The sequence below is a fragment of the Rhodococcus sp. 06-1460-1B genome (assembly GCF_002258475.1).
Lineage (GTDB): Bacteria > Actinomycetota > Actinomycetes > Mycobacteriales > Mycobacteriaceae > Rhodococcoides > Rhodococcoides fascians.
Map to the genome: position 1 here is coordinate 327,826 of NZ_NOYS01000006.1, position 24,464 is coordinate 352,289.

At 64.3% G+C, this 24,464-nt stretch carries 25 protein-coding genes; 10 read left to right on the forward strand and 15 right to left on the reverse strand.

Annotation, left to right across the window (positions count from 1 at the left end):
* The first annotated feature begins 48 nt into the window (after positions 1–48).
* Both CH268_RS03560 and CH268_RS03565 read left to right on the forward strand, forming a co-directional pair.
* Positions 49–1,614, forward strand: a complete 1,566-nt coding sequence (locus tag CH268_RS03560) for a PucR family transcriptional regulator (RefSeq protein ID WP_094662274.1) — start codon at positions 49–51, stop codon at positions 1,612–1,614.
* Positions 1,615–1,653: 39 nt separating this feature from the next.
* Entirely contained in the window at positions 1,654–1,950 is a 297-nt protein-coding gene (locus tag CH268_RS03565; RefSeq protein ID WP_032367731.1) for a putative quinol monooxygenase, read from the forward strand.
* Here the strand turns inward: CH268_RS03565 and CH268_RS03570 are convergent.
* From CH268_RS03570 to CH268_RS03585, 4 genes are read right to left on the reverse strand one after another with little or no spacing between them, the layout of a single operon-like run.
* On the reverse strand, positions 1,928–3,748 hold the full coding sequence (locus tag CH268_RS03570) for a bifunctional diguanylate cyclase/phosphodiesterase (RefSeq protein ID WP_255182272.1): 1,821 nt from the start codon (positions 3,746–3,748) through the stop codon (positions 1,928–1,930). The two genes, CH268_RS03565 and CH268_RS03570, sit on opposite strands and share 23 nt — an antisense overlap.
* Before the next feature lie 55 nt (positions 3,749–3,803).
* The gene (locus CH268_RS03575; protein WP_094644083.1) at positions 3,804–6,173 is read right to left on the reverse strand and encodes a lysylphosphatidylglycerol synthase transmembrane domain-containing protein; all 2,370 of its coding nucleotides are present in this window, start codon (positions 6,171–6,173) and stop codon (positions 3,804–3,806) included.
* Between the two features lie 9 nt (positions 6,174–6,182).
* On the reverse strand, positions 6,183–6,770 hold the full coding sequence (locus CH268_RS03580; RefSeq protein WP_032367733.1) for a GNAT family N-acetyltransferase: 588 nt from the start codon (positions 6,768–6,770) through the stop codon (positions 6,183–6,185).
* Positions 6,739–8,022 carry an MFS transporter gene (locus CH268_RS03585; RefSeq protein WP_094662272.1) on the reverse strand — a complete coding sequence of 428 codons (1,284 nt, stop codon included), beginning with the start codon at positions 8,020–8,022 and terminating at the stop codon, positions 6,739–6,741. Before CH268_RS03585 ends, CH268_RS03580 begins: the two co-directional genes overlap by 32 nt.
* A gap of 87 nt (positions 8,023–8,109) precedes the next feature.
* Here CH268_RS03585 and CH268_RS03590 point away from each other — a divergent pair, with 87 nt between their 5' ends.
* Together CH268_RS03590 and CH268_RS03595 are read left to right on the forward strand one after the other, a co-directional pair.
* Entirely contained in the window at positions 8,110–8,424 is a 315-nt protein-coding gene (locus CH268_RS03590; protein WP_027495157.1) for an ArsR/SmtB family transcription factor, read from the forward strand.
* Positions 8,425–8,458: 34 nt separating this feature from the next.
* Positions 8,459–9,628: a macrolide family glycosyltransferase gene (locus CH268_RS03595; protein ID WP_094662445.1), complete on the forward strand. Its 1,170-nt coding sequence runs from the start codon at positions 8,459–8,461 to the stop codon at positions 9,626–9,628.
* Here CH268_RS03595 and CH268_RS03600 read toward each other — a convergent pair.
* From CH268_RS03600 to CH268_RS03630, 7 genes are all read right to left on the reverse strand, one after another.
* The gene (locus CH268_RS03600) at positions 9,621–10,079 is read right to left on the reverse strand and encodes a hypothetical protein (protein ID WP_032373489.1); all 459 of its coding nucleotides are present in this window, start codon (positions 10,077–10,079) and stop codon (positions 9,621–9,623) included. The two genes, CH268_RS03595 and CH268_RS03600, sit on opposite strands and share 8 nt — an antisense overlap.
* Positions 10,080–10,098: 19 nt before the next feature.
* Positions 10,099–10,422: a hypothetical protein gene (locus CH268_RS03605; protein ID WP_048318840.1), complete on the reverse strand. Its 324-nt coding sequence runs from the start codon at positions 10,420–10,422 to the stop codon at positions 10,099–10,101.
* Positions 10,423–10,479: 57 nt separating this feature from the next.
* Entirely contained in the window at positions 10,480–11,223 is a 744-nt protein-coding gene (locus CH268_RS03610; RefSeq protein WP_032367735.1) for an AIM24 family protein, read from the reverse strand.
* A gap of 9 nt (positions 11,224–11,232) precedes the next feature.
* Entirely contained in the window at positions 11,233–11,910 is a 678-nt protein-coding gene (locus CH268_RS03615; RefSeq protein ID WP_094662270.1) for an AIM24 family protein, read from the reverse strand.
* A gap of 1 nt (position 11,911) precedes the next feature.
* A complete protein-coding gene (locus CH268_RS03620) occupies positions 11,912–12,520 on the reverse strand; it encodes an AIM24 family protein (protein ID WP_027495163.1) in 609 nt (202 codons plus the stop codon).
* A 74-nt stretch (positions 12,521–12,594) separates the two neighbouring features.
* Positions 12,595–13,260 (reverse strand): response regulator, encoded by a 666-nt coding sequence (locus CH268_RS03625; protein WP_094662443.1) that lies wholly within the window; start codon positions 13,258–13,260, stop codon positions 12,595–12,597.
* A 5-nt stretch (positions 13,261–13,265) separates the two neighbouring features.
* Positions 13,266–14,894 (reverse strand): sensor histidine kinase, encoded by a 1,629-nt coding sequence (locus CH268_RS03630; RefSeq protein ID WP_255182271.1) that lies wholly within the window; start codon positions 14,892–14,894, stop codon positions 13,266–13,268.
* 104 nt (positions 14,895–14,998) lie between these two features.
* On the opposite strand from CH268_RS03630, the gene CH268_RS03635 reads away from it, so the two are divergent.
* From CH268_RS03635 to CH268_RS03650, 4 genes are read left to right on the forward strand one after another with little or no spacing between them, the layout of a single operon-like run.
* Positions 14,999–15,979: a Bug family tripartite tricarboxylate transporter substrate binding protein gene (locus CH268_RS03635; RefSeq protein WP_032389371.1), complete on the forward strand. Its 981-nt coding sequence runs from the start codon at positions 14,999–15,001 to the stop codon at positions 15,977–15,979.
* Positions 15,976–16,515: a tripartite tricarboxylate transporter TctB family protein gene (locus tag CH268_RS03640; RefSeq protein WP_032389370.1), complete on the forward strand. Its 540-nt coding sequence runs from the start codon at positions 15,976–15,978 to the stop codon at positions 16,513–16,515. The genes CH268_RS03635 and CH268_RS03640 overlap by 4 nt, the downstream gene beginning before the upstream one ends.
* Positions 16,515–18,032, forward strand: coding sequence for a tripartite tricarboxylate transporter permease (locus CH268_RS03645; RefSeq protein ID WP_032389369.1), 1,518 nt, complete (start codon positions 16,515–16,517; stop codon positions 18,030–18,032). Before CH268_RS03640 ends, CH268_RS03645 begins: the two co-directional genes overlap by 1 nt.
* Entirely contained in the window at positions 18,029–18,418 is a 390-nt protein-coding gene (locus CH268_RS03650; RefSeq protein WP_094662266.1) for a universal stress protein, read from the forward strand. Before CH268_RS03645 ends, CH268_RS03650 begins: the two co-directional genes overlap by 4 nt.
* Before the next feature lie 64 nt (positions 18,419–18,482).
* Here CH268_RS03650 and CH268_RS03655 read toward each other — a convergent pair whose 3' ends face one another.
* Complete coding sequence (locus tag CH268_RS03655; RefSeq protein WP_032368006.1) at positions 18,483–19,460, reverse strand: LLM class F420-dependent oxidoreductase; 978 nt, start codon at positions 19,458–19,460, stop codon at positions 18,483–18,485.
* 59 nt (positions 19,461–19,519) lie between these two features.
* Here CH268_RS03655 and CH268_RS03660 point away from each other — a divergent pair, with 59 nt between their 5' ends.
* A complete protein-coding gene (locus CH268_RS03660) occupies positions 19,520–19,897 on the forward strand; it encodes a VOC family protein (RefSeq protein ID WP_032389367.1) in 378 nt (125 codons plus the stop codon).
* A 10-nt stretch (positions 19,898–19,907) separates the two neighbouring features.
* On the opposite strand, the gene CH268_RS03665 is transcribed toward CH268_RS03660, so the two are convergent.
* Entirely contained in the window at positions 19,908–21,017 is a 1,110-nt protein-coding gene (locus CH268_RS03665) for a S1C family serine protease (RefSeq protein WP_094662264.1), read from the reverse strand.
* A gap of 38 nt (positions 21,018–21,055) precedes the next feature.
* Positions 21,056–22,600: a metallophosphoesterase gene (locus tag CH268_RS03670; protein WP_094662262.1), complete on the reverse strand. Its 1,545-nt coding sequence runs from the start codon at positions 22,598–22,600 to the stop codon at positions 21,056–21,058.
* A gap of 69 nt (positions 22,601–22,669) precedes the next feature.
* Here CH268_RS03670 and CH268_RS03675 point away from each other — a divergent pair, with 69 nt between their 5' ends.
* Positions 22,670–23,503 (forward strand): DUF72 domain-containing protein, encoded by an 834-nt coding sequence (locus CH268_RS03675; protein ID WP_032367739.1) that lies wholly within the window; start codon positions 22,670–22,672, stop codon positions 23,501–23,503.
* 48 nt (positions 23,504–23,551) lie between these two features.
* Here the strand turns inward: CH268_RS03675 and CH268_RS03680 are convergent, their stop codons facing one another.
* On the reverse strand, positions 23,552–24,352 hold the full coding sequence (locus CH268_RS03680; RefSeq protein WP_027495169.1) for an IclR family transcriptional regulator: 801 nt from the start codon (positions 24,350–24,352) through the stop codon (positions 23,552–23,554).
* Between the last annotated feature and the right edge of the window lie 112 nt (positions 24,353–24,464).

Consider the following 24,464-nt stretch of genomic DNA (forward strand, 5'->3'; position numbering starts at 1 on the left):
AGTACAGCCGCCGGAGGTGCTGCGAACGAGGGACAGGAACGACGAAGTATGACGACGATCACAGTGCTACTTTTGGAGGATCCTACGAAGAGCGAGGTCGATGTCACCGTGCGGTTGCGTGATCTGGCCGATTTGCCCGACCTGATGCTCCAGCCGATCGTCACACCGGATCATTTCGACCCGACGATCCGGTGGGTCGTCACCACCGACATGCTCGATCCGAGTCGGTACCTCAACGGCGGAGAACTGGTGCTGACCGGGTTGATGTGGCGGACCGGGCCCGCGGATTCGCAGACCTTCGTCCGGGCGGTCTCCAAGGCGGGCGTGTCGGCACTGGCGGCCTCCGACGGCGGTGTCGTTCCCGACGACTTGGTCGCCGCATGCCGCGAGCACGGACTGCCGCTGTTCCGGGTCCCGGCCGACATCGCGTTCGCGACGGTCACCGAGAGCGTCGTCCGGCAGCTGTCCACGGCACGAGCATCCGATCTGAGCCTCGTGCTGGATCGGCATCGTCGCCTGGTGGCGAGCGCCGGGCCAGGTGGAGGCCTCGGTCCGCTGCTGGACATGGTGAGTTCGGATCTGGGCATGAAGTGCTGGGTCGTCACGTCGTCGGGACGCGTCCTCGCCGGATCGGACGGCCCACCCGACACCGAGGCGCTCGCGCAGGAGTTCATGACCGCCGCTCGGCTACCGAAATTCAGCCGAGAGCATCGTGTGTCGATCTTTCCGGTCGACGGGGAGGCGTCACCTCGGGTGGTGGACTGGTTCGTCGCCTTCGAAAGTGATTGGCAGACATGGGATGCGCCGAGGATCTCGCTGGCCGGGCAGCTGGCGGCGATCGTCGCGGTCGAACGCAGCCGGGCCGATGACCGTCGCACCGGTTCGGCCATCCTGGCGCAGGAGTTCGTCAAATCGATCGTCGGTGGCGCGTTGCCCACCGACATCGTGGCGCAGATGGGCATCATCGGTCTCGACGTCGAAACTCGGTATGCGGCAATCGCTGCCGCAACATCGGGAGAGACGGTTCGGCTGGGTGAGCTGCGACCGCTGCTCGGCGAAATCGTGGCTCCGCTCGACATCACCGTCGCCACTGTCGACGGTGAGGCGATCGCGCTGATCGACGCCGCAGCCGACCGGACCGAAGCGGTCAGGTCGGCGGTCCGTGCTCTGATGCCAGGGTTGGCCGGAAGCGGCATCTCGATCGGTGTCAGTGCTCCCGCCGCGCCCGGTGATCTGCGGAGCGCGATCGAAGAGGCACGCTACGGCCGCCGCCTCGCCGAGCGTCGGGGCGGCGACTGCGCCGTCGTCGGGCACGACGAACTCGCCACGTTGACAATACTTCTCGCCAACGTCCCCGACGACGTTCGACGCATGTTCACGGCTCGCCTGCTCGCCCCGCTCACCGAGTACGACGCCCAACACCACACCGATCTCATCGCCACGCTGTCGATGTATCTCGACACCAATGGTGCGTGGACACGGTGCGCCGAGCACCTGCACATGCACGTCAACTCGGTCCGATACAGAATCGCGCGCATCGAGGAACTCACCGGACGGGACCTGTCGCGCCTCGAGGACCGGATCGAGTTCTATCTGGCACTGCGATTGAGATGAGTCTGCGACGCGTTCGCGGAGCGGGTCTAGGGTGACGGTATGGCTCTCATTGCACTGTTGGATCTGACGTTCAAGCCCGAATCCCTTGCCGAAGCACGGGCGCTGCTGCGGACCGTTCTCGCGGACACCCGCGCGTTCGAGGGGTGCCTCGGTGTCGAGGTGTGGGTCGACGAAGAGAACGAAGCGCACGTCGTCGCGCACGAGACGTGGGAGTCGGCGGAGGCCGACGCGAAGTACCGCGAGTTCCGCGCCGGACCGGGCAAGATCGTCGAATTGCCGCCGCTGCTCGCCGCAGCACCGTCGTTGACGAAATTCACCGTCGATTCCTCGGTGTAGCGGGTTCGTCGATCCGGCCACCGGCCACGGTGGCCGGTTGTGGTCGACCGGTGAGGAACCCCTGCACCATGTCGGCACCGAGATCGGCCGCCACCCGTAATTCCGCGTCGGTCTCGACACCCTCCATGATCACGCCGGCACCGATCTGTCGGGCGAAGTCGATGATCGCCGTGGCCGCGGCGCGACGGAACGAGTCCCGGTCGATTCCGTGCACGAGTGCGTAATCGATTTTGAGGGTGTCGGGCCTGAGCTCGACGATGTGGCGCATACCGGCGAATCCGGCTCCGACGTCATCGATGGAGATTTGAACCCCCGCGTCGCGCAGATTCTCGATGGCGCGGGTCACCGCACGGTAGTCGTCGACGCGTTCGTGCTCGGTGATCTCGAGGTGGAAGGTTCGGGTTGCCAGATGCGGACGCAACCGGTCGAGTAGGTCGGTCGTGCGGATGGTGTCGGCCGACGCATTGAGCGACACGAACGGCCCCGGTGGCAGCAGGTGAACATCCGCCAGTGCCTGTTCCAGCGCTGCGCGTTCGAGCCGTGGACCGACGCCGGCCTCGGCTGCGTCGCGGTACCACGACAGGGGCGATCCGTGGCCGAACGGGAACCGCGACAGTGCCTCGTAGCCGACGGTCGAACCGGTGACCGTGTCGCAGATGGGCTGGAAGAAAATGTCGGGACCGCCGGATTCGATGAGCGCATCGATTCTGTGCCTGGCCTGTTCGCGGGCATCCGCTGCGGACAGGCCCGTCTCCGGAAACTTTCCCGAGGTCCGTGCTTTGAAGCGATACATCTCGATGTCGGCGAGAGCGATCAACCGTCGTACCAGTACGTGTAGGCCGGTGTCGGCGGGTGGCGTCTCCACGGCCGAGCCCACACTGGTGGTGAACGGCGGGCCGTCGAACGATTCCTCCAGCGATGCGCGAATCCTGTTGTCCGATTCGGCGATCGACTCTCTGGTTCCAACGCTGACGACCACGAACTCGTCGCCGCCGAGTCGTGCGACCGCGGACTTGTCCCCCACCGCATAGGACAGGCGACGGGCGACCTCGACGAGCACGGCGTCACCGGAGGGATGGCCGAACTTGTCGTTGATGTGCTTGAACCGGTCGATGTCGAGGACGGTCACTCCGACCGCTTGCTGTGCGCGATCCTCTGCTGGGGACAGGCGCAACGAGTCGACGGTATCGAGCAGCCCACGTCGGTTCCACAGGCCGGTCAACGGATCTCGTAATGCTCTCGCCGCGCTCGTTCGCAGCTGACCGATGTACGACTTGATCATGAAGGGTGCGGCGTAGAGGGATCCGATGGTGACCATTCGAGAAGTGGTGGACCATGGATCGGCGCCCTCCGAGACAGCCAGAGCGGCGAGGCCCGCAAGGGTGAGTGCGCCGATTGCCAAGTGAATCAACATGACACGGTGCGAGCTCGCGACGACGATGAACGCTGCGACGATCGAGAACATCGCACAGCCCGGCATCGCGTCGAAGTGGGTTTGGAAGGCGAACAGAACGGTCACGATACCGACGTCGGCGTAGAGGATGTAGACGATCGCCATTCTCGGGGATGCCCACGGCCGGAGGTACCAGGCAATCGCCACCGGCACCGTGGTGACGGACGCCAGGAGCACGGCGATCGACATGGGGTTGGAGAACTGACCGGCGGGGACCATCAGGGCCCCGGCGAGGCCGAATGTGAGCGTCATTCCGCTGATGAACAGCCGCACCCAGCGTTCCTCCGCGGTGGGTGCGAAGTCTCCCGGTTCGGAAATGGTGACGCCCTCCGTAGAACCAGCCACTAACCTGCGTGAACGCTAGCACCCACACCTGGTCCCGTAGTGGGGATACAGCCGTTCAGACCATGTCGTGCTTGGTGAGCCAGCGCAACGTCGGCCAGCCGAGAAACACCGGTAACCAGCAGGTCAGTACGCGGTAGAGCAGCACGGACGGGACTGCGATGGAGGCAGGGAGACCGAACGCGGCAAGCCCACCGATGAGGGCTGCTTCCACGGCCCCCACACCGCCCGGCGTCGGGGCGGCCGAGGCCAATGTGCCACCGATCATCGTCACCACTGTCACCGTCACGAACGTCGTTCCGCCGCCGAACGCCTCGACACTCGCCCACAGGGCGAGCGCAGCACCCAAAGTGGTTGCGGCGCAACCCAGGATGATGATCGAGAACCGTTTCGGGTCGCGGGCGAGTTCGCCGAGCTCGGTGAGCACTTCGGCAACCTGGGGCCGGACGGCCACTTTCAGCCACAGTCGCAGCTTGGGCACGAACATGAAGGTCCCGACGACTCCGAATGCGACGCCGGCGATGAGGTACAGCACGGTGTTGCCCGGCACCATGTTGGACAGCCCCGACGACGTTCCGGCGACGACGCTGAAGAAGATCAACAGGCTGACATGGGTGATCACCTGAACCGACTGTTGCAGTGCCACAGCGGCCGTCGCGCGGACGGTACCCAATCCACCCTTTTGCAGAAAGCGAACGCTCAGGGCCAGGCCGCCGACACCCGCAGGTGTCGTGGTCGCGGCAAAAGTATTCGCTACCTGCATGATCGTCAGATTCCTGAAGCTGACCTTGCCGAATGCGCAGGCCCACAATGCGGCACCCGCACCGATGTAGGTCAGTGCGGAAACGGCCAGACCGAGAAGTGCCCACCACCAGTCGACCGAGCCCAATTCGACGACGAACGCGGGAACTGCACTGATGAACGGGTACGCGACGTAGACCAATCCGATCAGCAACACGAGCGAGATGATCTGGTTGCGGCTGAATCGAGTGACCTGCTCGGCCTCGATCCTCGCGGCACCGGTCTGTTCGAGCACTTCGAGCCGGACGGACTTCATCGTCTTTCCGGCATCGGCAACCGACTGACGCACCCGAAGGGGGATGGCGGACTTGGTCAATCGACCGGACGCCGCGATCACGACGTCGATTCCCAGTACCTCGACGGCCGTGGCCACGGCGCGATGGGAGCCGAAAAGGTCTGCGGTGGTGAGTAACAGCTGTGCGACGTCGGATTGCATCTGGGCGTCCGACGCGCCGAGTTCTGCGTGCCCGAACCCACAGAACAGTGCGGCACCGTCGTGGAGCCGCAGTTCACCCCGATGCAGGTCACCGTGCGAGATCTGGTTCTCGTGCAACGTGTTCAGAGCCGACCAGAGAGCTCTGAGCGCGGCATCGTCGAGCTCGGCCTCGATGGGATCGCCGATGGGCTGGCTGTGCGCGTACAACGTCCAGCCGCGGTCGAGTGCTGCTACCGCCAACGGGTCGCTGCCTGCGGCGTTCATACTCTTGATGGCCAGGCCCATCAATGCGCGATGCTCGACGGCACGGCGCATGGACGCGTGCAACGGCGCTGTCTCGCTGCCGCGGCGGGTGATCCATCGCCAGAACTGGCGCAGCGCACCACCACTGCGTTGGTTCTGCCCGTAGAGCTCGACCACCACATCGGCGTCCGGGGTGTGTGCGTTCAACACCAACGGGCCCGGGCCCGCAGGGCGCACGACGGTGAAGCTGCGGACGTCGACGCCCCGGCTGCGGAACAGGCGCACGGCCGCGTCGAGTGGAACCTCCAGTGCCGGAGTGCCGACCAGCAGCACGATGATCGCACCGACGAGCCAACCGACGGCCAGCCCGAGCAGCGAACGGGCCGGGACCACCGTGGACACCACCAGGTGTATCGGTACGAAGGCGAGCAGCAGTGCCCACCATGCTCGACGCCACCGCGCGGGCAGGCCCGGGCCCGACACCGTGAGTGCCGCGGCGAGCATGGCGATCCAGCGCGAATCGTCGAGGAATTGTGACAGGAACGTGTCGAGTCGCTCGGGCACGTCCAGGTCCCACGTCGGAGTCGAGATTCCGGTACCGGTGATGGACAGAGCCAGCGCGGCGATCAGAGCTGCTGCCGCATACCCGGCCAACAGTTTCCATTTGCGTCCGGCGATCAGCCCGATCAACACTCCGAACGGGAGGGCGAGGATCGCGACGCCGTACACGATGTAGACGGCGTTGGACTGATCGGGGCTGAGCACGCCGACGATGTTGGACACCGATTGTTCGAGTGCGTCCCACTGATTTCGGGTGATGAGCGAGCCGGCGATGACCAAGCTCAAGAACACCGAGGCGGCAACGACCCGAATGATGTCACTGGTTCTTCTCACCAGCGGCTGCAGCAGGTTTCCCGCTACGGGAACGTCCCGCCCATCCACGCGCATGGGCTCAACTTACCGTGCGGTACGTCGACGGAGTTCGTTGCGCACGGCGGGCCATTCGGATTCGATGATCGAGAACACGACGGTGTCGCGCAGTGAACCGTCGGCCATGCGTTGGTGATTGCGCAGAATGCCGTCCTGCTTGGCTCCGAGTTTCGCGATGGCCGTCCGCGATTGGAGGTTCATCCAGTGGGTGCGGAATTCCACCGCGATACAACCGAGTTCCTCGAAAGCGTGCGTCAGCAACAGCAGTTTGCTCGACGCGTTGGTACCGGTTCCGTGGGCGGAGCGCGCATTCCAGGTGTACCCGATCTCGACGCGACGGTTGTTCGCATCGACGTTGCAGAAGGTCGTCGCGCCGAGAATCTGCCCGGTATCGTTGCGCCGCAAAGTGAATGGAAGCATGGTTCCCGCGTCGAGCAGTCCCAGCCGGCGATCGATCTCTGCGGCCATGTCTTCCGGTTTCGGAACGCTCGTGTACCAGAGATTCCAGAGCTCGCCGTCGCGGGCGGCATCGCACAGCCCCTCGAGGTGATCGCGGCTCAGCGGCTCGAGGGTCACGAGGTCGTCAGTGAGGGTCACCGGTTGCAGAAAGGACATTGGCCGACGATACGTCCCGGCGTGGTGTTCGCAACAGCGAGAAGATCACCGCCGCGGTCACGACGAGAGCTACGACGACGATCGACACGACCTCGGTGTAGGCGTGTGCGTAGGCGTCGGCAAACCCGGGGCGTCCGGCTGCCGCGGCGTCGGCGTCGGCTCGGTCGGGTAGCTCGCCGCGGACCAGGACGGTCAGCAACCAGGCATATCCGGCCACCATGAGTGCCTCGCTGCCGATGCGAAACAGGTTCAGCACGCCCGCCGCGGTACCGCTGCTGTGCGGCGGCACCGCAGCCAGTGCCTCGCCGTCCACCAAGCCGATCGGGAGTCCGAATCCGAGCCCCAACGCGATCATCGGGACCACGACGGCACCGAGCGGGACACCCGGTTGCAGCGCCAACATGCCCAGATTGCCGAGTACGAGGCAGCCGAGGCTGACCAGCACGACGCGAGTGGGGGTGACGGCGTCGAACATGCGGCTCAGGCGGGCAACGGTCAGCGGAGCGAGCAGAACGGGGATGGTCATGGCCAGCATGAACACTCCGGCAAGCCCCGGCGTCAGCGACGCGACAGCGCTCAGCGCAGCGGGCAGATACGTGAGCAGCGTGACGAATCCGATGGCGCCGGCCACCGGAACGAGGCACAGGGCCAGGAATCTGCGGTTGCGCAGCAGCGAGAAATCGAGCAGGCGCTGCGCCGTCGATTCGGTTCGCAGAACCGGCAGAGCGACAGTTCCGATGGCCGCCGCAGCCAGGACGGCCGCCTGTGCGGCGAACACGCCTCGCCACTCGAACGCCGCGACGAGCAGCCCGGAGATGGTGGGCCCGAGTGCCAGACCGAGACCGTTCACGGTGCCGAACAGTGCGAACGCCGTTGCTCGGGCCGCGCCGTGGAAGTGAAGCGAGAGAATGGAAGTGGAGCCCACCAGAACCGCTGCGGCTCCGATGCCCGCGAACACCCGCGCGACATCGAGTAGGTACAACGACGGCGCGACGGCGCTGACCGCACTCGCGACGGCCGTCAGCACCACCCCGATGCGGAACGACGTGCGGTGACCGATTCGATCCGACACCGCGCCCCAGACGACGGTGAACAGCGCGAACGCGATGTTGAAGCCGTTGACGACCCACTGCAGAGGCGTCGGATCGGTGCCGAGGTCGCCGGCGATGACCGGGAGGGCGAGTGCAGTACCCGAGATGGACATCGGTACGACGAATTGAGCCGCGAGTACGACCGGTAGCACTGCTTTCATGTGTCCCCCTGAACCGTAGGTACGATGGTTGTCGTACTAGACCAGGTTTTAAGGTACGGCGCAAGTCGTACCTTGTAGGAGGAGCGCATGGCGGACAAGGACGGGCATCCCGAGCCCGAGGAAATGCAACTGGGTGCGGTGATGTCCGCGTTGGCCGATCCGTTGCGTCGCCAGGTGGTCACCGAACTCGTCGGCGACGACGACGGAGCCGAGCGGACGTGTATGTCGTTCGAGCTCGGTGTCACCAAATCGACTCTGACGCACCATTTTCGAGTGCTACGCGAGGCAGGCCTGGTGTTTCAGGTCGATCGCGGAAACAGTCGCAAAGTGACGCTGCGTCGCCACGAGCTCGAAGAGCGATTCCCCGGTCTGCTCGATCTGATCGCCAACGAAAACCGGTAGCCCCGCGCCCTCTTCGCGTCCTACGGTGAGCGGCATGCACTTCGCGATGATCGGCACGACGGCACCGAGTCACATCTACCCCTCGCTCGCCGTCGTCGCCGAATTGGTCCGACGCGGGCATCGCGTCACCTATGCCGTCGGCGAGTCGTTGCGGCACCTGGTCGAACCCGCTGGAGTGGAGGTGGTGGCGTTCCCCTCGATACTTCCCGACGGGGAGGGCTCCTGGCCGGACGACCCGGCGTCGGCGATGCAGGTGTTCCTCGACGAAGCGATCGCGTCCTTTCCCGCGCTCACCGCGTTCTACGACGACGATCAGCCGGATGTGATCCTCTACGACATCGGCGGCCTGACCGCCCCGATTCTCGGCGTCCGGTACGGCGTGACGGCCGTGCAGCTCTCCCCCACGTATGTCGCCTGGGACGGCTACGTCGAGGATCTCGGTGACGGGATGACCTCTATCCGCGAGTCGACAACCGGCGTTGCGTATCGCGATACCTATGCGACCTGGTTGCGAGAGAACGACATCGACGCAGACCCGTGGGACTGGATCACGTACCCGGAGCACTGCCTGTCGTTGATCCCGAAAGTGATGCAGCCGAACGCCGATCGAGTCCCCAGCTCGGTGCAGTTCGTCGGCCCATGTCTCGATCCGGCGCGACTGCACGACCGATCGTGGTCCGCGCCCGAGGGGCCCGTTCTCTACGTATCGTTCGGCACCGGGTACAACGAACGCCCCGACTTCTACCGGCTGTGCATCGAGACGTTCGCGAACACGGACTGGCACGTGGTGATCTCCATCGGCCGACGCGTCGACCCCGCCGTACTTGGGGAACTGCCCGCGAATGTCGAAGTCCACGAACACGTTCCGCAGCTCGCGGTGCTCGACGCCGCCACCGTGTTCGTCACCCACGCCGGAATGGGTGGGTGCACCGAAGCCCTGTGGTTCGGCGTACCGACAGTTGCCCTACCGCAGGCGGTCGACCAATTCGGCAATGCGGCGATGCTCGCCGAACTCGACGTGGGAGTGCACGTCGACTTCGACGGGGTGACGGCGACAGGACTGCGCGACGCCGTCGAACAGGCCCGGGGACTCGCGCCGCGCGCACGTGAGATCAGCGCAGAGGTGCGCGCGCACGGCGGCGTCGACCAGGCCGCGAATGCGATCGAGGCATTCGGTGTCGATGCCGGCGGCGCGGCTACGTAGCCAGCGTCGCCAACTCCTCGAACGTCTCGGCGTACGTGTCGCGGACCTGATCCCAGGAAGCCGTCATGTCCACACTCTCCGGACCGGCGATCGGCAGCGCATAGCCGTACTGCGAGCGCGGCACTGGGCTACCGGGCAGAACGAGTACCTGCGTGAACGCTGCAGAGTCAGGATTGAACGTCAGAGTGTGCGAGGCGACGTTGCGGCCCCAATCCTCCGACGGCCACGACAGGAAGATCACGTGCCGAGGGCTCTCGGCGGGATCGGTGTACGAGACGTAGCTGCCGTAATGATCTTCCCCCGGAGACATGATCTTGTACGCGCCGTTGTCGGTGTAGATCAACAACGCCTCGGCGAACGGCTTCTGATCGAACAGTGCGGTGTACCTCAGCGCCTGAACGAACACGGGTCGGCCCAACGGAATCGAGATTGCATCCTGCTGTGTAGTCACGAGAATCAAAGGTACCGATTCAGGCCTCCAGAACGCTGACGCTCACGCCGTAGGGCAGGAAACGAACCCGTCGACGCGGGTCGGTGTTGTCCTTGTGTGCACGGAGAGCATCGAGTTCGGTGGCGTAGAGCTGATCGACCTGCGCCGAGCCGGCATCGTCGACGCTGTAGATCGCCCAGACGCCATCACCTTTCTGGCCTGTGGTTTCCGGCTCCGGCGGGGCTTTGGGTGCTCCCGTGTTGGCGAACAGTGAGCCGACCACCTCGCGCAGGCCCTCGGTTGCTTCACGCGCGAACTTGTCGAAGTCGTCGGATCCGAATCCGAAGGGTCCCTGGTTGGCCATGGCGCTACCTCCTGAGTGAAACTCCAGTATGCGCGCTTTCTCCGATTGGACGAGAAGCTACTGCTGCAGTCGGGCCCCGATGGTGTTGTGCAGAGCCCGCAGTGAGTTCTGGCCGAGCGAGACCGTCTGCGATTCGATGTGCCGCAACAGATGGGTGTCGTTCAGAACCTTCTCGCTCGACTGGATCAGCACCGTGCCCGCGCCGGTGAAATCGAACTGACGCTCTTCCCCACTGTTGGCCCCGAGGAATCCGCGTGCTGCGCCGAGGAAGTTCTGCATCCAGGCGGCATCGAAGTGATGCGACGGCGACGGGCAATCCGCCCAACCGACAAGCGCTTCCGGGTCGATGCGTAGTGGCGGCTCGGCGAACATGACCGTGCCGTTGGACGAGGCGAGGAACTTGCCGGTACCGAGCAGGGTCAGGAAGCCGGGCACGATGGACTGCTTGAGGTCCAGAGTCGGCTCGAAGGCCAGCAGATTCGCGGCTCGGATCGTCAGGTTGCCGTCGTCGAGGTCGTAGCTGTTGATGTTGAACCCGCGATCGCCGAGGATCAGCTTGCCCTGCCCCTGCGCCAGCACCCAGTCGTTCGAGTACAGCGGCGACGAGAACCGCGCCGCCACGATGGCGGGCATGGACGTCTGCCCGAGCGGTTCGAAGCGAACATTGCCGTAGTACGCGATCATCGCGCCCTTCGACGTGAACCACGGCTGGCCTGCGAGTTCGACGCAGAACGCGTAATCGTTGCCGGGGACGTTGTCGTTGACCGGCAGGGTGTACGGGGTGTGAATCTCCAAACTCATTGCCGCTCCCTAGAACTTCTGCTCGGACGCCTGCACCCACACGGTGCCCATGCCGGTCATCTTCAACTGAATCGCCTCGCCGCTGCCCTTGCCGACGGCGTCACGCCAACCGACGTTGGCGGAGATGTCGACGTTGATGTTGCCGATGTGGCATACGTACGCCTGCGGATCGACCACGACCATGGGGTTGTTGGGCCCGACCTGCAGCGGAGTCGCGCCGCCATGCGACAGGACCGCGACGCTGCCCTGGCCGGTCAGTTGTGTCGTGAACAGACCCTGCCCGGTCATGGCACCGCGCACTGCTCCGCGAACCCCGCCCTGAGAGGTGAGCGCAACGATGGAACTCTGCAGGTAGCCGTCGTGCACCAGGAGTCGGTCGGCTTCCACGGTGAGCATGGACGAGCCGTCGAGATGGATCACTTCGACGTACAGCCCGGCGTGGCCGTAGAAGACCTCGCCCTGACCCTCGGCGGCCATCATCGCCACGTGCTCGCCTGCCATCATGCGGCCGGCCATCCCCGCGACGCCGCTCATGCCGGGCATGGCACCCGCGCCGCCGCCCATGGAATGCGGGACGAACCGGACGTCGCCGGTGTAGTAGAGCATCGATCCGCGACGAGCGAGCACACTCTGATTCGGTGCCAGACCGGATTTGACGACTTTGCTGTTGACGAGTTCGAGCGGCACGTCAGCGCTCCTCGGGTTGGATGTAGACGACGCCCTGGCCGTCGAAGCGGAGTGAGAACGCCTCGCCGCTGCCGCCGCCGATGGCGGAGCGCCACGTGACGTCGGTGACGAAGCTCTGGTTGAGCTGTCCGCGATGGGCGACGAAGGCGTCGGGGTCGACGACGAGCGGATACTGCGGATCGACGGCGAGCGCGATGATCGGCCCACCCTTCGACAGCAGCGCCACCGTCCCGGAGCCGCTGACGACTGTGGTGAACAGTCCCTGCCCCGATGTCGCACCACGAAGGCCGGAGAACTTCACGTCCGTCTTCAATTGACCTGTGAGAGCAAGCAATTGAGACGATTCGACGTGCAGGTTGTCGCCTTGCACCTCGACCAGAGTGATGTCCTGGGCGTCGACCGCGAAGTACACGGTGCCTTTGCCGGACACGTCCATCAGCGACAACGACTCGCCGGTCACCTTCTGTTTGAGCGCGGCGCGGAAACCGCCGCCACCGCCCATGCCTGCGCTCTTGAAGGCGACATCGCCTTCGTAGGCAACCATCGAACCCGACATCGCGCGCAGAGAGTCACCGGTCAGGTCTGCGACCAAGACACGGTGCCCGTTCATCCTCAGCTGAGCCACGGGGGAACTATGCCACTGCTCACGCCCCCGCGGCTACTGCTGGCGATATCGAAAGCCTGTCAGCGACGCCGGTACAGCCGTTCCGGCCTTCCGGCCTTGCCGTACTGCAACCTGATGTCGAGAACTTCGTGGGTCAGGTAGTGCTCGAGGTAGCGCCGTGCACTGACTCGCGAGATGCCGACCAGATCGGCGCACTCGCTCGCGGACAGTTCGATGCCGGGAGTGATGACGTCGAGCACCGATTTTCCCGTCTCCGCGGACATTCCCTTGGGCAATCGTGCTCGTTCTGCGGCAGCGTTGCTTCGACCGAACAGGGTGTCGACGACGCCCTGGTCCAACCGGTCCGAGGAGAGGGCCTTGCGGCGGGAAAGATACGCCTCGAGTTTGTCGCGCAGGTTCGTGTACTCGAACGGTTTGATCAGGTAGTCCGCAGCGCCACCGCTCAATGCTGTGCTGACGGTGTCCAGTTCGCGTGCAGCGGTGATCATGATGACGTCGACGGCATTGCTGTCCGCACGCAAGGCGCGCAGTACGTCCAGGCCCGAGCCGTCGGGGAGATGAACGTCGAGCAGAATCAGATCCGGGCGGAGTTCGGTGGCCGCCTCGAGAGCGGCGGCTGCGGTGTGAGCGACGCCCACTGCGCGAAAGCCGTCCGTTCGATCGACGAAGCGTCGATGAATGTCGGCAACCATGAAATCGTCGTCGACCACGAGAACGCCTGCCAACGCCATCATCGTTCTCCTGTGCTCTCTCGCTCCGGTAACGGAATGCGCACTCGAAATCTAGCGCCCCCGTCAGCGGCGTCGTCCACCATCGCCGTCCCGCCGTGTTGCGTACTGACCAATCGGACGAGCGCGAGACCGATTCCGCGTCCACCGGGCAGGTCGGGTTTCGAGGTCACTCCCCGCGAGAACACCGACTGTCGCATGTGTTCGGGTACCCCTTGGCCCGAGTCGGTGACATCGATGACCAAGCCGTCCGCGTCGACTATGAGGACCGTGATGGCACGATCGCCGGACTCACGAGATGCGTCCAACGCGTTGTCCACGAGATTGCCCACCACCGTGATCACGTCCGTCGACATCGCGGGGTCGAGCGGTCTGAGGTTGGACGCCGGGTCCAACGTCAGGCGTACGCCGATCTCTGCGGCCAACGACGTTTTGGCGATGAGTAGCGCTGCCACCGCTGGATCGTGAATGTACGCGGTGATCGACTCGCTGATCGCCGCGCGCCTGCGGGTGAGTGTGCCGACGAGGGCTGTCACCTCGTCGTAGCTGCCCAGCTGGGCCAGACCGGAAATCGTATGGAGTTGATTGGCGAACTCGTGGGTCTGAGCGCGCAGCGTGTCGGTGACACTTCGGTGTGACGTCAGCTGACTCTGCATCGAGGCGAGCTCGGTGCTGTCACGCATCGTGGTGACGGTACCGATGTGCTGTCCGCGGCTGGTGGCTGTGCGGCGGTTGAGTGCAAGAACACGGTGCGCCGTGGTGACGATGAAGTCCGCCACCTCGCCGTCGGACTTCAGAACGTCCAGTACCGCGTCGTCGATTCCCACGTCGTCCACCTGCTTGCCGACGACGGTGGGATCGAGCTCGAGAAGGGTGCAGGCGCTGTCGTTGACGACGGTGATCTTGCCGTCGTTCCCGACGGCGATCACACCCTCACGAATGCTGTGCAACAACGCTTCTCGATGGTCGGCCAGGCTTGCGATCTCCGCTGTCTCCAGACCGAGTGTGTGTCGCCGAATGCGCCGCGAGAGCAGCCACGACCCCACGGCACCCAGCCCAGCGCCGATCGCGAGATACAGGATCAGCCGAGCTCCGGACTCGGACAACAGCGTCCATGTCGACGGGTACCGCTCCGCCACGGTCACGATGGCGAGGACCGAACCGTCGGGTGCCAGGACGGGGACGTGGCCGGCAATGGACCGGATGCCCGCAGATTCGATGTCGCCCGACCACCCGCGGCCGTCGAGAACGTCACTGTCTCCCAGGGCGGCTGCACTACCGATTCGGCTGGGATCGGTCGACACGATCACGTCACCGTCGGTGGACACAATTTCCGCCAGCGTTGCGCCGGAGAGCGCGACCGCCCGATCTACGTCGGGCGCGAGCACTCGCTCGACCAATGGAGCGTCCAGCTGATCACGCACTATCGGAGTCGACGCCAGATTCTCGGCAACGGAGAGCATCCGGGCTCCTCGCAGGTCGCGAAACTCGTCGGTGGATTGCTCGATCGAGATCGCGGCGACGGCACCGAGTACGAGGGTGAGGACGGCGAGCTGCAGCAGCAAGTATTGCCCGGCGAGGGTGAGGGTGTGTCGCGGGCTGACGGCTCGTCGACTCTGTCGTGACCACAAAGAACTTAACTTCCATTGTTTTCTCAAAAGTGACTTACATCACGGGCGGATCGATACTTGCTACCGATCACAGTCTCCCAGAGACCGAACCGAAACGAGGACCGATGCCCAGAAGGCTGACAGTGGTGTTGACACTGATCCCACTGCTCGTGCTTGCGCTCGCATCATGTGGCGTCACGCGGGGTGACGACGGCGAGGGGCTGCACCGCATCCGGATGATGGTGCCCAACAGTCCCGGTGGTGGTTACGACCTCACCGCACGAAGCGCAGTGAAGATCATGGAAGAAACCGACATCACCGGCCGCGTCGAGGTCTTCAACGTCATCGGAGCAGGCGGAACCGTCGCCATGGCTCGATTGATGAACGAGGCAGGCAACGACGATCTGATGATGATGATGGGACTCGGCGTCGTCGGCGCGATGTACACCAACGGCTCGACCGATCGAGTCTCCGACGCCACCCCGCTCGCCAAGATCGTCGAAGAGCAGGAGGGAATTCTCGTCCCCGCGGATTCTCCGTTCCAGACCATCGGCGACTTCGTCGAGGCGTGGAAAGCAGACCCGTCGTCGGTGACGATCGGCGGAGGATCCTCTCCGGGCGGACCCGACCACCTGTTCCCGATGGAAACCGCTCGCACGGTGGGCGTGGATCCGACGGCCGTGAACTTCGTGTCCTACGACGGCGGAGGCGATCTGTTGACGGCCCTGCTGGGCAACAAGATCTCCGCAGGCACGTCGGGGTTGGGCGAGTACGTCGATCAGATCGAGGCCGGACAGGTTCGAGTGCTGGCCGTATCGGGAGCGGAGCGACTGCCGGGCATCGATGCGCCGACCCTGACCGAAGCCGGCATCGATCTGCAGTTCACCAACTGGCGCGGTGTTCTCGCACCGCCCGGCACACCCGAAGACGTTCGTGCACAGATGGTTGCGGCATTGACCGAGCTGCACGGTACCGACGAATGGAAGGAAGCGCTCGTGACCAACGGATGGATCGACGCATTCGAGACCGGACCTGCTTTCGAGCAGTTCCTGCGCGATCAGGATGCCCGGGTCGAGTCGACACTCACAGAATTGGGACTCGTATGACCGCCACGGTCGACCGCACCGACGATGGCGGCGAGACCGGGTCGGAGCAGGTCGGTCCGGACCGCGCGCAGCTCGTGGTCTGTGCGGTGCTGCTGGTGGTCGGCGTATTCCTGATCGTCGACGCGCTCTCTCTCACAGCCGAATTCGCCAAGGTCGACCCCGTGGGTCCCAAGCTGATCCCTGTCGTCGTCGGGATCGCGATGCTCGTCTGCTCCATCCTGCTCGCCGCGGCCACTCTGAGAGGGAGTCGGGGCGAACAGGACGGCGGTGAAGACATCGACACATCGACTCCGGCCGACTGGAAAACCGTCGGACTGCTCGTCGGCCTGTTCGTGGCGACGATCGTGCTCGTGGACACTCTGGGCTGGGTGATCGTCGGGGCGATGCTCTTCGGCGGGGCCGCAACGATTCTCGGCAATCGACACTGGGTTCGTAACCTGGCGATCGGGCTCGTCCTATCGCTCCTGAGCTTCTACGCGTTCTACGTCGGGCTCGGAATACCGTTGCCTGCAGGCATTCTGGACGGAATACTCTGATGGACAATCTGAACTGGCTCATGCAAGGCTTTGCCGAAGCCGTCACCCCGATGAATCTGCTCTATGCGTGCATCGGAGTCCTGTTGGGCACCGCGGTGGGTGTTCTGCCCGGGATCGGTCCGGCAATGACCGTCGCACTACTCCTTCCGATCACCTACAACGTCAGTCCCAGTGCGGCATTCATCATGTTCGCAGGCATCTACTACGGCGGCATGTACGGCGGATCGACCACGTCGATTCTGCTCAACACGCCGGGCGAATCGTCGTCGGTGATCACCGCTATCGAAGGCAACAAGATGGCCAAGGCCGGGCGGGCTGCTCAAGCGCTCGCCACGGCCGCCATCGGATCGTTCATCGCCGGATCCATCGGAACCATGCTGCTGGTGTTGTTCGCCCCGATTGTCTCGCGCTTCGCGGTGTCTCTGGGAGCGCCCTCCTACCTGGCAATCATGTTGCTGGCCTTGGTCGCTGTGACCGCAGTACTCGGCAGCTCGAAGCTGCGCGGATGCATCTCGTTGCTTCTGGGACTTGCCATCGGACTCGTCGGAATCGACTTCCTCACCGGCCAGCCCCGAGCCACCTTCGGTGTCGCGCAGCTCTCCGATGGTATCGACATCGTGGTCATCGCCGTTGCAGTGTTCGCGCTGGGCGAGGCACTGTGGGTCGCTGCACATCTGCGCCGCAAGCCCGCCGAGGTGATTCCCGTCGGCCGTCCCTGGATGGGCAAGAGTGATTGGAAGCGGTCGTGGAAGCCGTGGTTGCGCGGCACCGCATACGGATTCCCGTTCGGCGCGTTGCCGGCCGGCGGGGCCGAGCTGCCGACATTCCTGTCGTACATCACCGAGAAGAAGCTCTCCAAGCATCCGGAGGAGTTCGGTAAGGGTGCCATCGAGGGTGTTGCCGGGCCGGAGGCCGCCAACAATGCCTCGGCGGCAGGAACTCTCGTGCCGATGCTGTCCTTGGGTCTCCCCACGAACGCCACTGCAGCAGTGATGCTCACCGCGTTCGTGTCCTACGGAATCCAGCCCGGACCGACGTTGTTCGACAAGGAACCGCTGCTGATCTGGACGCTGATCGCGAGCTTGTTCATCGGAAACTTCCTGCTGCTCGTGCTCAACCTTCCGCTGGCACCGCTGTGGGCAAAGCTGCTGCGCACCCCGCGGCCGTATCTGTACGCAGGAATTCTGTTCTTCGCCGTGCTGGGTGCCTACGCCGTCAATCTCCAGTGGCTCGATCTGGTTCTGCTGCTGATCTTCGGATTGCTCGGATTGATGATGCGGCGCTTCGGACTACCGGTCCTGCCGCTCATCATCGGAGTCATCCTCGGCCCGCGAGTGGAACGTCAACTGCGCCAGACGCTGCAGCTCGGCGGCGGCGAATGGAGCAGCGTCCTGTCCGAACCCATCGCCATCGTGGTCTACATCGTCATCGTTCTGCTACTGGCTGCGCCGTTCGTGGCAAAGCTCGTACGACCCCGTACTGCACCCACCCTCCAGAAGACGAAGGAAAATGCATGATCGTCGTCGGCTACACACCTGACAAATTCGGCGCAGCCGCACTCCAACACGGAATCGCCGAGGCGAAGTTTCGCAGTACCGGCCTCAAGGTCGTCAATACCTCCACCGGTGACTCCTTGGCCGATCCGCGATTCGCCGATTCCGAAGCAATGACGGAATTGCACGCGACTCTCGATCGTTCCGGGGTCGACTATGTCCTCGACCAGGCTGTGGTCCCGGATACCGTCGACGCGCTGCTCAGCGTCATGGACGCCGACGACGCCGATGTGCTGGTCATCGGGATCAGACACCGATCCGCGGTGGGTAAGTTGCTGATGGGCAGCTCCGCCCAGCAGTTGCTTCTCTCGTGCCCCAAGCCGGTGCTGGCGGTCAAACCGCCTCGATAGCACCGCTGGGGTCCTGCTGCTCGTCGCCTGCTCCGCCGTTCGTGCGGAGCAGGCGACAGCCGTGTCAGACGAGAGGCTTCAGAGCCTTGCCCGCCAATTCGACGGCACCGGGCTGGTGTCCGTTGGTGATCAGGTTGATGATGACGCCGTCGATGCCCTGATCGAGGACGCGCTTCTGCACCTGCTCGGCGACATCGTCGGGCGTTCCGCAGAAGTGGCGATCGGTGGCCTTCGCTGCGTCCTCCTCGGACAGGTTCGTCAGATCGAGGCCCTGCTTCAGCACGAACTCGCGCTGCAACTCCTTGGCCTTGTCGCCGTCCTCGTCGATGATGACGAAGGCGAGGAAGCTCGTCTCGAGATCCTTCGGATCGCGGTCGACTTCCTCGCAACGAGCCTGAACGGCCGCCATCTTGCGCGGCAATTCGTTTGCGTCGCAGATGATGTTGAGGTGGTCGGCGAACTGTGCGGCCAGGCCGAAGGTCTTCTTCTCGCCGCCACCGCCGAGCATGATTGGCAGATCATCGCGGATGCGGGGCTCGTTCATCGCGTTCTCGACCTGGTACCACAGGCCGTCGAACGTCGGGCGCTGGCCGCGGAGCATCGGTTCGATGATCTGTAGGGCCTCGTCGAGGCGCTCGAATCGGTCGGTGAACGTACCAAATTCGAGTCCGAAGCTCTGGTGCTCGAGTTCGTACCAGCCGGCACCGATACCGAGAATGGCCCGGCCGCCGCTGACGACGTCGAGGGTGGTGACGGTCTTGGCCAGGATCGCCGGGTTGCGGTACGTGTTGCCGGTGACCAAGGCGGAGAGTTGGATGGTGTCGGTGGCCGTCGCGAGCGCCGACAGGGCGGAGTAGGCCTCGAGCATCGGCTCGTCGGGCTTTCCGATTCCGGGGAGTTGGTAGAAGTGATCCATCACGAACGCAGTGTCGAACCCGGCCGCTTCGGCCTCGCGCGCCTGCGCGATGACCTGGGGAAAGAGTTCCGCGACCGAACCGTCGTAGCTGAAGTTGGGCATCTGGTAACCGAGGCGAATAGTCACGGCTGCCACGCTACTCGGATATCGGCCCGCAGCACGTGGGACAGCGCGATAATTCGTCCATGACCACCATCGATCTGGCCCGAGCACCGTTCTCCGGATTCGCCGTCGACGACCTGCCGGCAGCTCGCGCGTTCTACGCGGACACCCTCGGTCTGGAGGTGACCGAGAACGAGATGGGGATGCTCGAACTTCACCTGGGAGCGGCGACGGTACTCATCTATCCCCGGCCCGGTCACGTGCCGGCGCAGTACACCATCCTCAACTTCCCGGTGGTCGACATCGAGGCCGCAGTCGATGCATTGATCGCCAAAGGGGTGGTGTTCCAACAGTATCCGGACATGGGCACCGACGAGAAGGGGATCTTCCGGCACGGCGGACCGCTCATCGCCTGGTTCACCGATCCCGCGGGCAACGTGTTGTCGGTGCTGCAGGACTGAACTCGACCGCTCAGGCAGCCGGGGTTCCTTCCGCCAAAGCCGTTGTCGCGGAACGTCGTACGCCCTGAGGATCGACCCACTCGACGACGGCGACATCACCGGGGTGACGTCCGATGAGGGCCTGGGCCAGATCCGACGACGAACCGACACCGGCACCGTCGAAGGCGACGATCACATCGTCGCCGGACAGTCCGATTGCCGAGGCCGGAGAATCGGTAGCCACCGTCACCACCTCGGCACCCATCGCCGGCTTGTTGTCGAACACGGACACATCTCGCACCGACACCCCGAAGTACGGGGTCGGACCCACATGAACCGTCCCGCCGGACTGCCCCGCGACGACCTGATCGAGCACGGCAGCAGCCTCCGTGATCGGAACCGCATACGCCTCGGGGGCCTGCGGAGGCCTGCTCTCGGAGCCGGTGCGCGCCTCGTCCGAGAGGCCCGCTGTATTGACGCCCACCACACGACCCCAGGCATCGAACAGTGGGCCACCCGAATCACCCGCTCGCACATCGGCATCGACTCGAATCATCCGATCCAGAGTGTTCCGCGAACCGTCCACCGAACTACGGGTACGCACCTGCTGATCCAGAGCCGTCACCGCACCCGGCGCAGGCACCAGAACACCTGCGCCAGCGGCATTCCCGACGGCGGTGACCGCATCCCCCACCTCGGGAGGTGAGTCCGGAGCGAACTCGACCACCGGCAGGTCGGCCGCGGAAAGCAACTGCATGACCGCCAGGTCACGAGATTTGTCGTAACCGAGCACGGTGGCGTCGTAGATCAGTCCGTTGCCCATGTGCACCGCGCTGATCTCGGTCGCGTTTTCGACGACGTGGAAGTTGGTGAGCACCAGGCCGTCCGGGGCAACGACGAAGCCGGTACCTGCGACGCCGGAGTAGCCGGCGGTGGCGGAGATCGTGACGACGGTGGGGTTCACTCGCGCCGAGAGGTCCTCGAGAGTGAGCGGGGGCGGCTCGACGACGGGGACAGGCGTGACCTCGGGGGCCTGCAGCTGGACGTCGGTGCCGACAATTCCGGGACTCAGCGGCGTGGCGAGGAACCAGACACCGGCGGCGACCAGCGTCAGTACCCACGCTCGCCCACCCGACTGCATGAAAATCGATTATGGTCCGATGCCGAGCGCCGTGCCAGTCAGTCTGCGATCACCGCTCGGGGAACGTCGGCGCGCAACGTGAAGTCGGTGACGAATTCGCCGTCTTCGGGCCCGTATCGATTCTTGATGTCGTAGCTCTCGACGTCGAACGCGTCGAGTGACGGCGAATGGGTGGTGACGGCCATCGAGCCACCGTCGATGTCGAATTGGAGCAGACGTTGGAAGCCGGTGCTGCGTTCGCCGTCGACCTCGAAGTACTGATAGTCGGCCAGCAGCTGCACGACGGAGCGGTCGGTCTCTCCGACATGCTCGTCCACGACCGCGACCTGGCCGTCGACGTGCCCGGACAGGACGAGGAAGACGGTCTCGTGTGGAACGACCAGTCGATTCCAGATCTGTTGGCCGGAGCTCGACCCGATGTCGCCGAACCCCATCAGTTTCTTCTCGCCGAGTTCGTCGAGGTAGTAGTGCGTGCCGATGACGACATTGCGGTCGGGGTTCTCGTCGAGAACTCGTTCGGCCCACTGCATGACCTTCTCCGGCGGGTTGTAGCCGATGTACAGCATCAAGAACTTGGCTCCGGCGATATCGACCAGGTCGTAGTGCGCCGAATTGTCCTCGTCGGTGAACGAACCGCCCCAATAGGGTTGATCCCGATAACGCTGCGGGCCGAAGTACTCGTTGTAGAGCGCGTGGTTCTTCTCGTGCTCCCCCGGGACCAACTTGCCTGCGACGTTCCAGATGTTGTCGTGGTTACCGGGCAGAACCCCGTGGGCGATGCCGGCATCCTCGAGGATCTGCATCGATTCGCTGGCGGCCTCGAACTCTTTGCGCGCCTGAGTATCCGGACGCCCCGGGCTGATCCAGCTCTGAATCAGGTCGCCGGTGTGCATGCTGTAGTCGATCTTCAGCTCGTCGGCGTTGTCGGCGGTCCACTGCGTCATCTCCGAATACACACCGGGATCGTCGCGGGCTATGTACTGCGTGTCGGTGATGTGCTGAAGCGCGAAATCGTACGTGCTCGGATCGGCGAAGCTGCTGTCGGGGCGCGCGTTGGTTTCTGCGAAAGAACGATCTGCACGCGGGTTGTCGATGACCAGTACTTCGACAGTGCCTCTCTCGGTGGAGATCTCGGCACTCAATTCCACCTGACCGCCGGGCGCAACCGGGTCGGCCGTGGCAATGGCCGGGCCCCACGTGTTGCCCGACTGGTCCCATACATGCAACGCCAGATCGTTGGTGTTCACCGATCTGCCGGACCACGTCAGCGTCGCCGTGTCCGTACCCGGCGCGAACGTCGCGGTGTAGCGGAGATAGGGATATTCGTCCCACCCCGAGGTTCGCATCTCCGTCGTCGACGACTCGACACCGACCTCGTGAGTCGGCGGATTCGGCGCGTCTGCGACACCCGCGACCATGGACGTGGTGATCGCCGCGGGCACCGTCGTCAAACCGATCCCCGGTACCGCAGCCGCCTGGCGAGGCGTCGGCTGGTCGCGGCGCTCGGCAGCCGCATCGGCACCGGTGAGGGCGAGCAGCACACAGGTCAGCGCCAAGGAGCCGAATGCCGATGGGCGCTTCATGCCATCGAGGTTACCGATACCAGCGCCGGAGCCGCGGAAACCGCAGGGCTGCCCGGCTACAGTCGGCTCATGTCCGCGCAGCATCGCCCTCGGGTTCTGATCGGTATCTCCGGCTGGACGTACGCGCCGTGGCGAGGGGATTTCTACCCGAGCGGTCTCGCGCATCGCAAGGAACTCGGGTACGCGTCCGAGCACCTGACGTCGATCGAGATCAACGGCACGTTCTATGCGATGCAGAAGCCGTCGAGCTTCACCAAGTGGCACGACGAAACGCCGGATGACTTCGTGTTCTCCATCAAGGGTGGGCGGTACGTCACGCACATCAAGCGGCTCGTCGGCGTCGAGTCGGCATTGGCGAACTTCTTCGCCACCGGGGTCCTCACCCTCGGTGACAAGCTGGGGCCATTCTTGTGGCAGCTCCCACCCAATCTCGAGTTCGACGCGCAGAAGATGACGGACTTCTGCGCGCTGTTGCCCAGAACTGTCTCTGCCGCAGTAACTCTGGCGGAGTCGCGGGACGACAAACTGGCCGAGGATCGAGTGCTGTTGCCGGCTGCGTCGTCTCGGCCACTGCGGCACTGTATCGAGGCCAGACATGCAAGCTTCGCCTCCGACGAGGCAGTGGAACTGTTGCGCGAGAACGATATTGCGATCGTGGTTGCCGACACCGCCGGAAAGTACCCGTACATCGACACCCCCACAGCGGATTTCATGTACGCGCGACTGCACGGAGACGAAGAGTTGTACGCCAGCGGCTACACCGACGACGCTCTCGATCGATGGGCCACCAAGATCTCCGAGTGGACGTCGGCGGGCCGGGACGTCTTCGTGTACTTCGACAACGACATCAAGGGCTACGCACCCTTCGACGCCATGAAACTCATCGAGCGCGTCGGTAGCTGAGTATTCGTCTCTCTAGGATCGAATCTAGAGGAGCGAATACTCGTGTAGCTACTGACTCGATGCAGGTAGAGCCTCTGCGACACGTGAAAGGCTGCGCGCCGCCGCGAGAATTGTCTCCACCTTGTCCGCCAAGGCGTCGCCCTCGAAGGTCTCCACGCGGCCACCGACGCTGATCGACGCGACGACCACCCCGTCGCGTCCGAGAATCGGTGCGCCCACCGCCGCGACGCCGGCCAGGTAGTCGGAGTTGCTCAGCGCGTATCCCTGCGTTCGGATCCGGTCGAGATGATCCATCAACTGGTCTGGTGACGTCAGTGTTCGGCTCGTGTATGCAGCAAGCTCTCCGCCGAGCCAGCGGTCGCGAATGCGAGCGGAGAACGCGAGCATCGCCATCGGCCCGGCCGTGGCGTGATACGGAAGAACGGATCCAATCGAAATGCCAGCTACCACAAGGGGATTGCTGCCCTCGTGGCGGTCGATGCACACCGCGCCCTCGTCAGCGGGAACCATCAGATAGGCGGTGTCGCCGAACTTTTGGGCGATGTCCGACAGATACGGCTGGGCGGCACCGCGGATGTCGAGCTGTGTCAACGCGGACGATCCGATCTCGAACACCGGCATGGCGATCCGGTACGAACCCTCCGCTGTTCTGTCCACCCAGCCGGCATGGATCAACGTCGTCATCAGACGATGCACGGTCGTCTTGTTCATTCGACTCGCCGTCGTCAGGTCGTTGAGCGTCCACACAGGATGCGTCGTGTCGAAATGGTCGAGCAGAGCGCATGCCTTCACGACGGCACCGACGATGTCGCGGCCGGCCTGGGCGTCGGACTCGGTGGGAACTGCCACGAGTTGTTCCTTCCGGTCGGGTGGAGCGTCGTCGCCATCCTACGAACCGACGCGCGATGCGCTATCGATCCACGGGTATTGACTTGTGATCCGAGCCACTCTAAATTCGGAA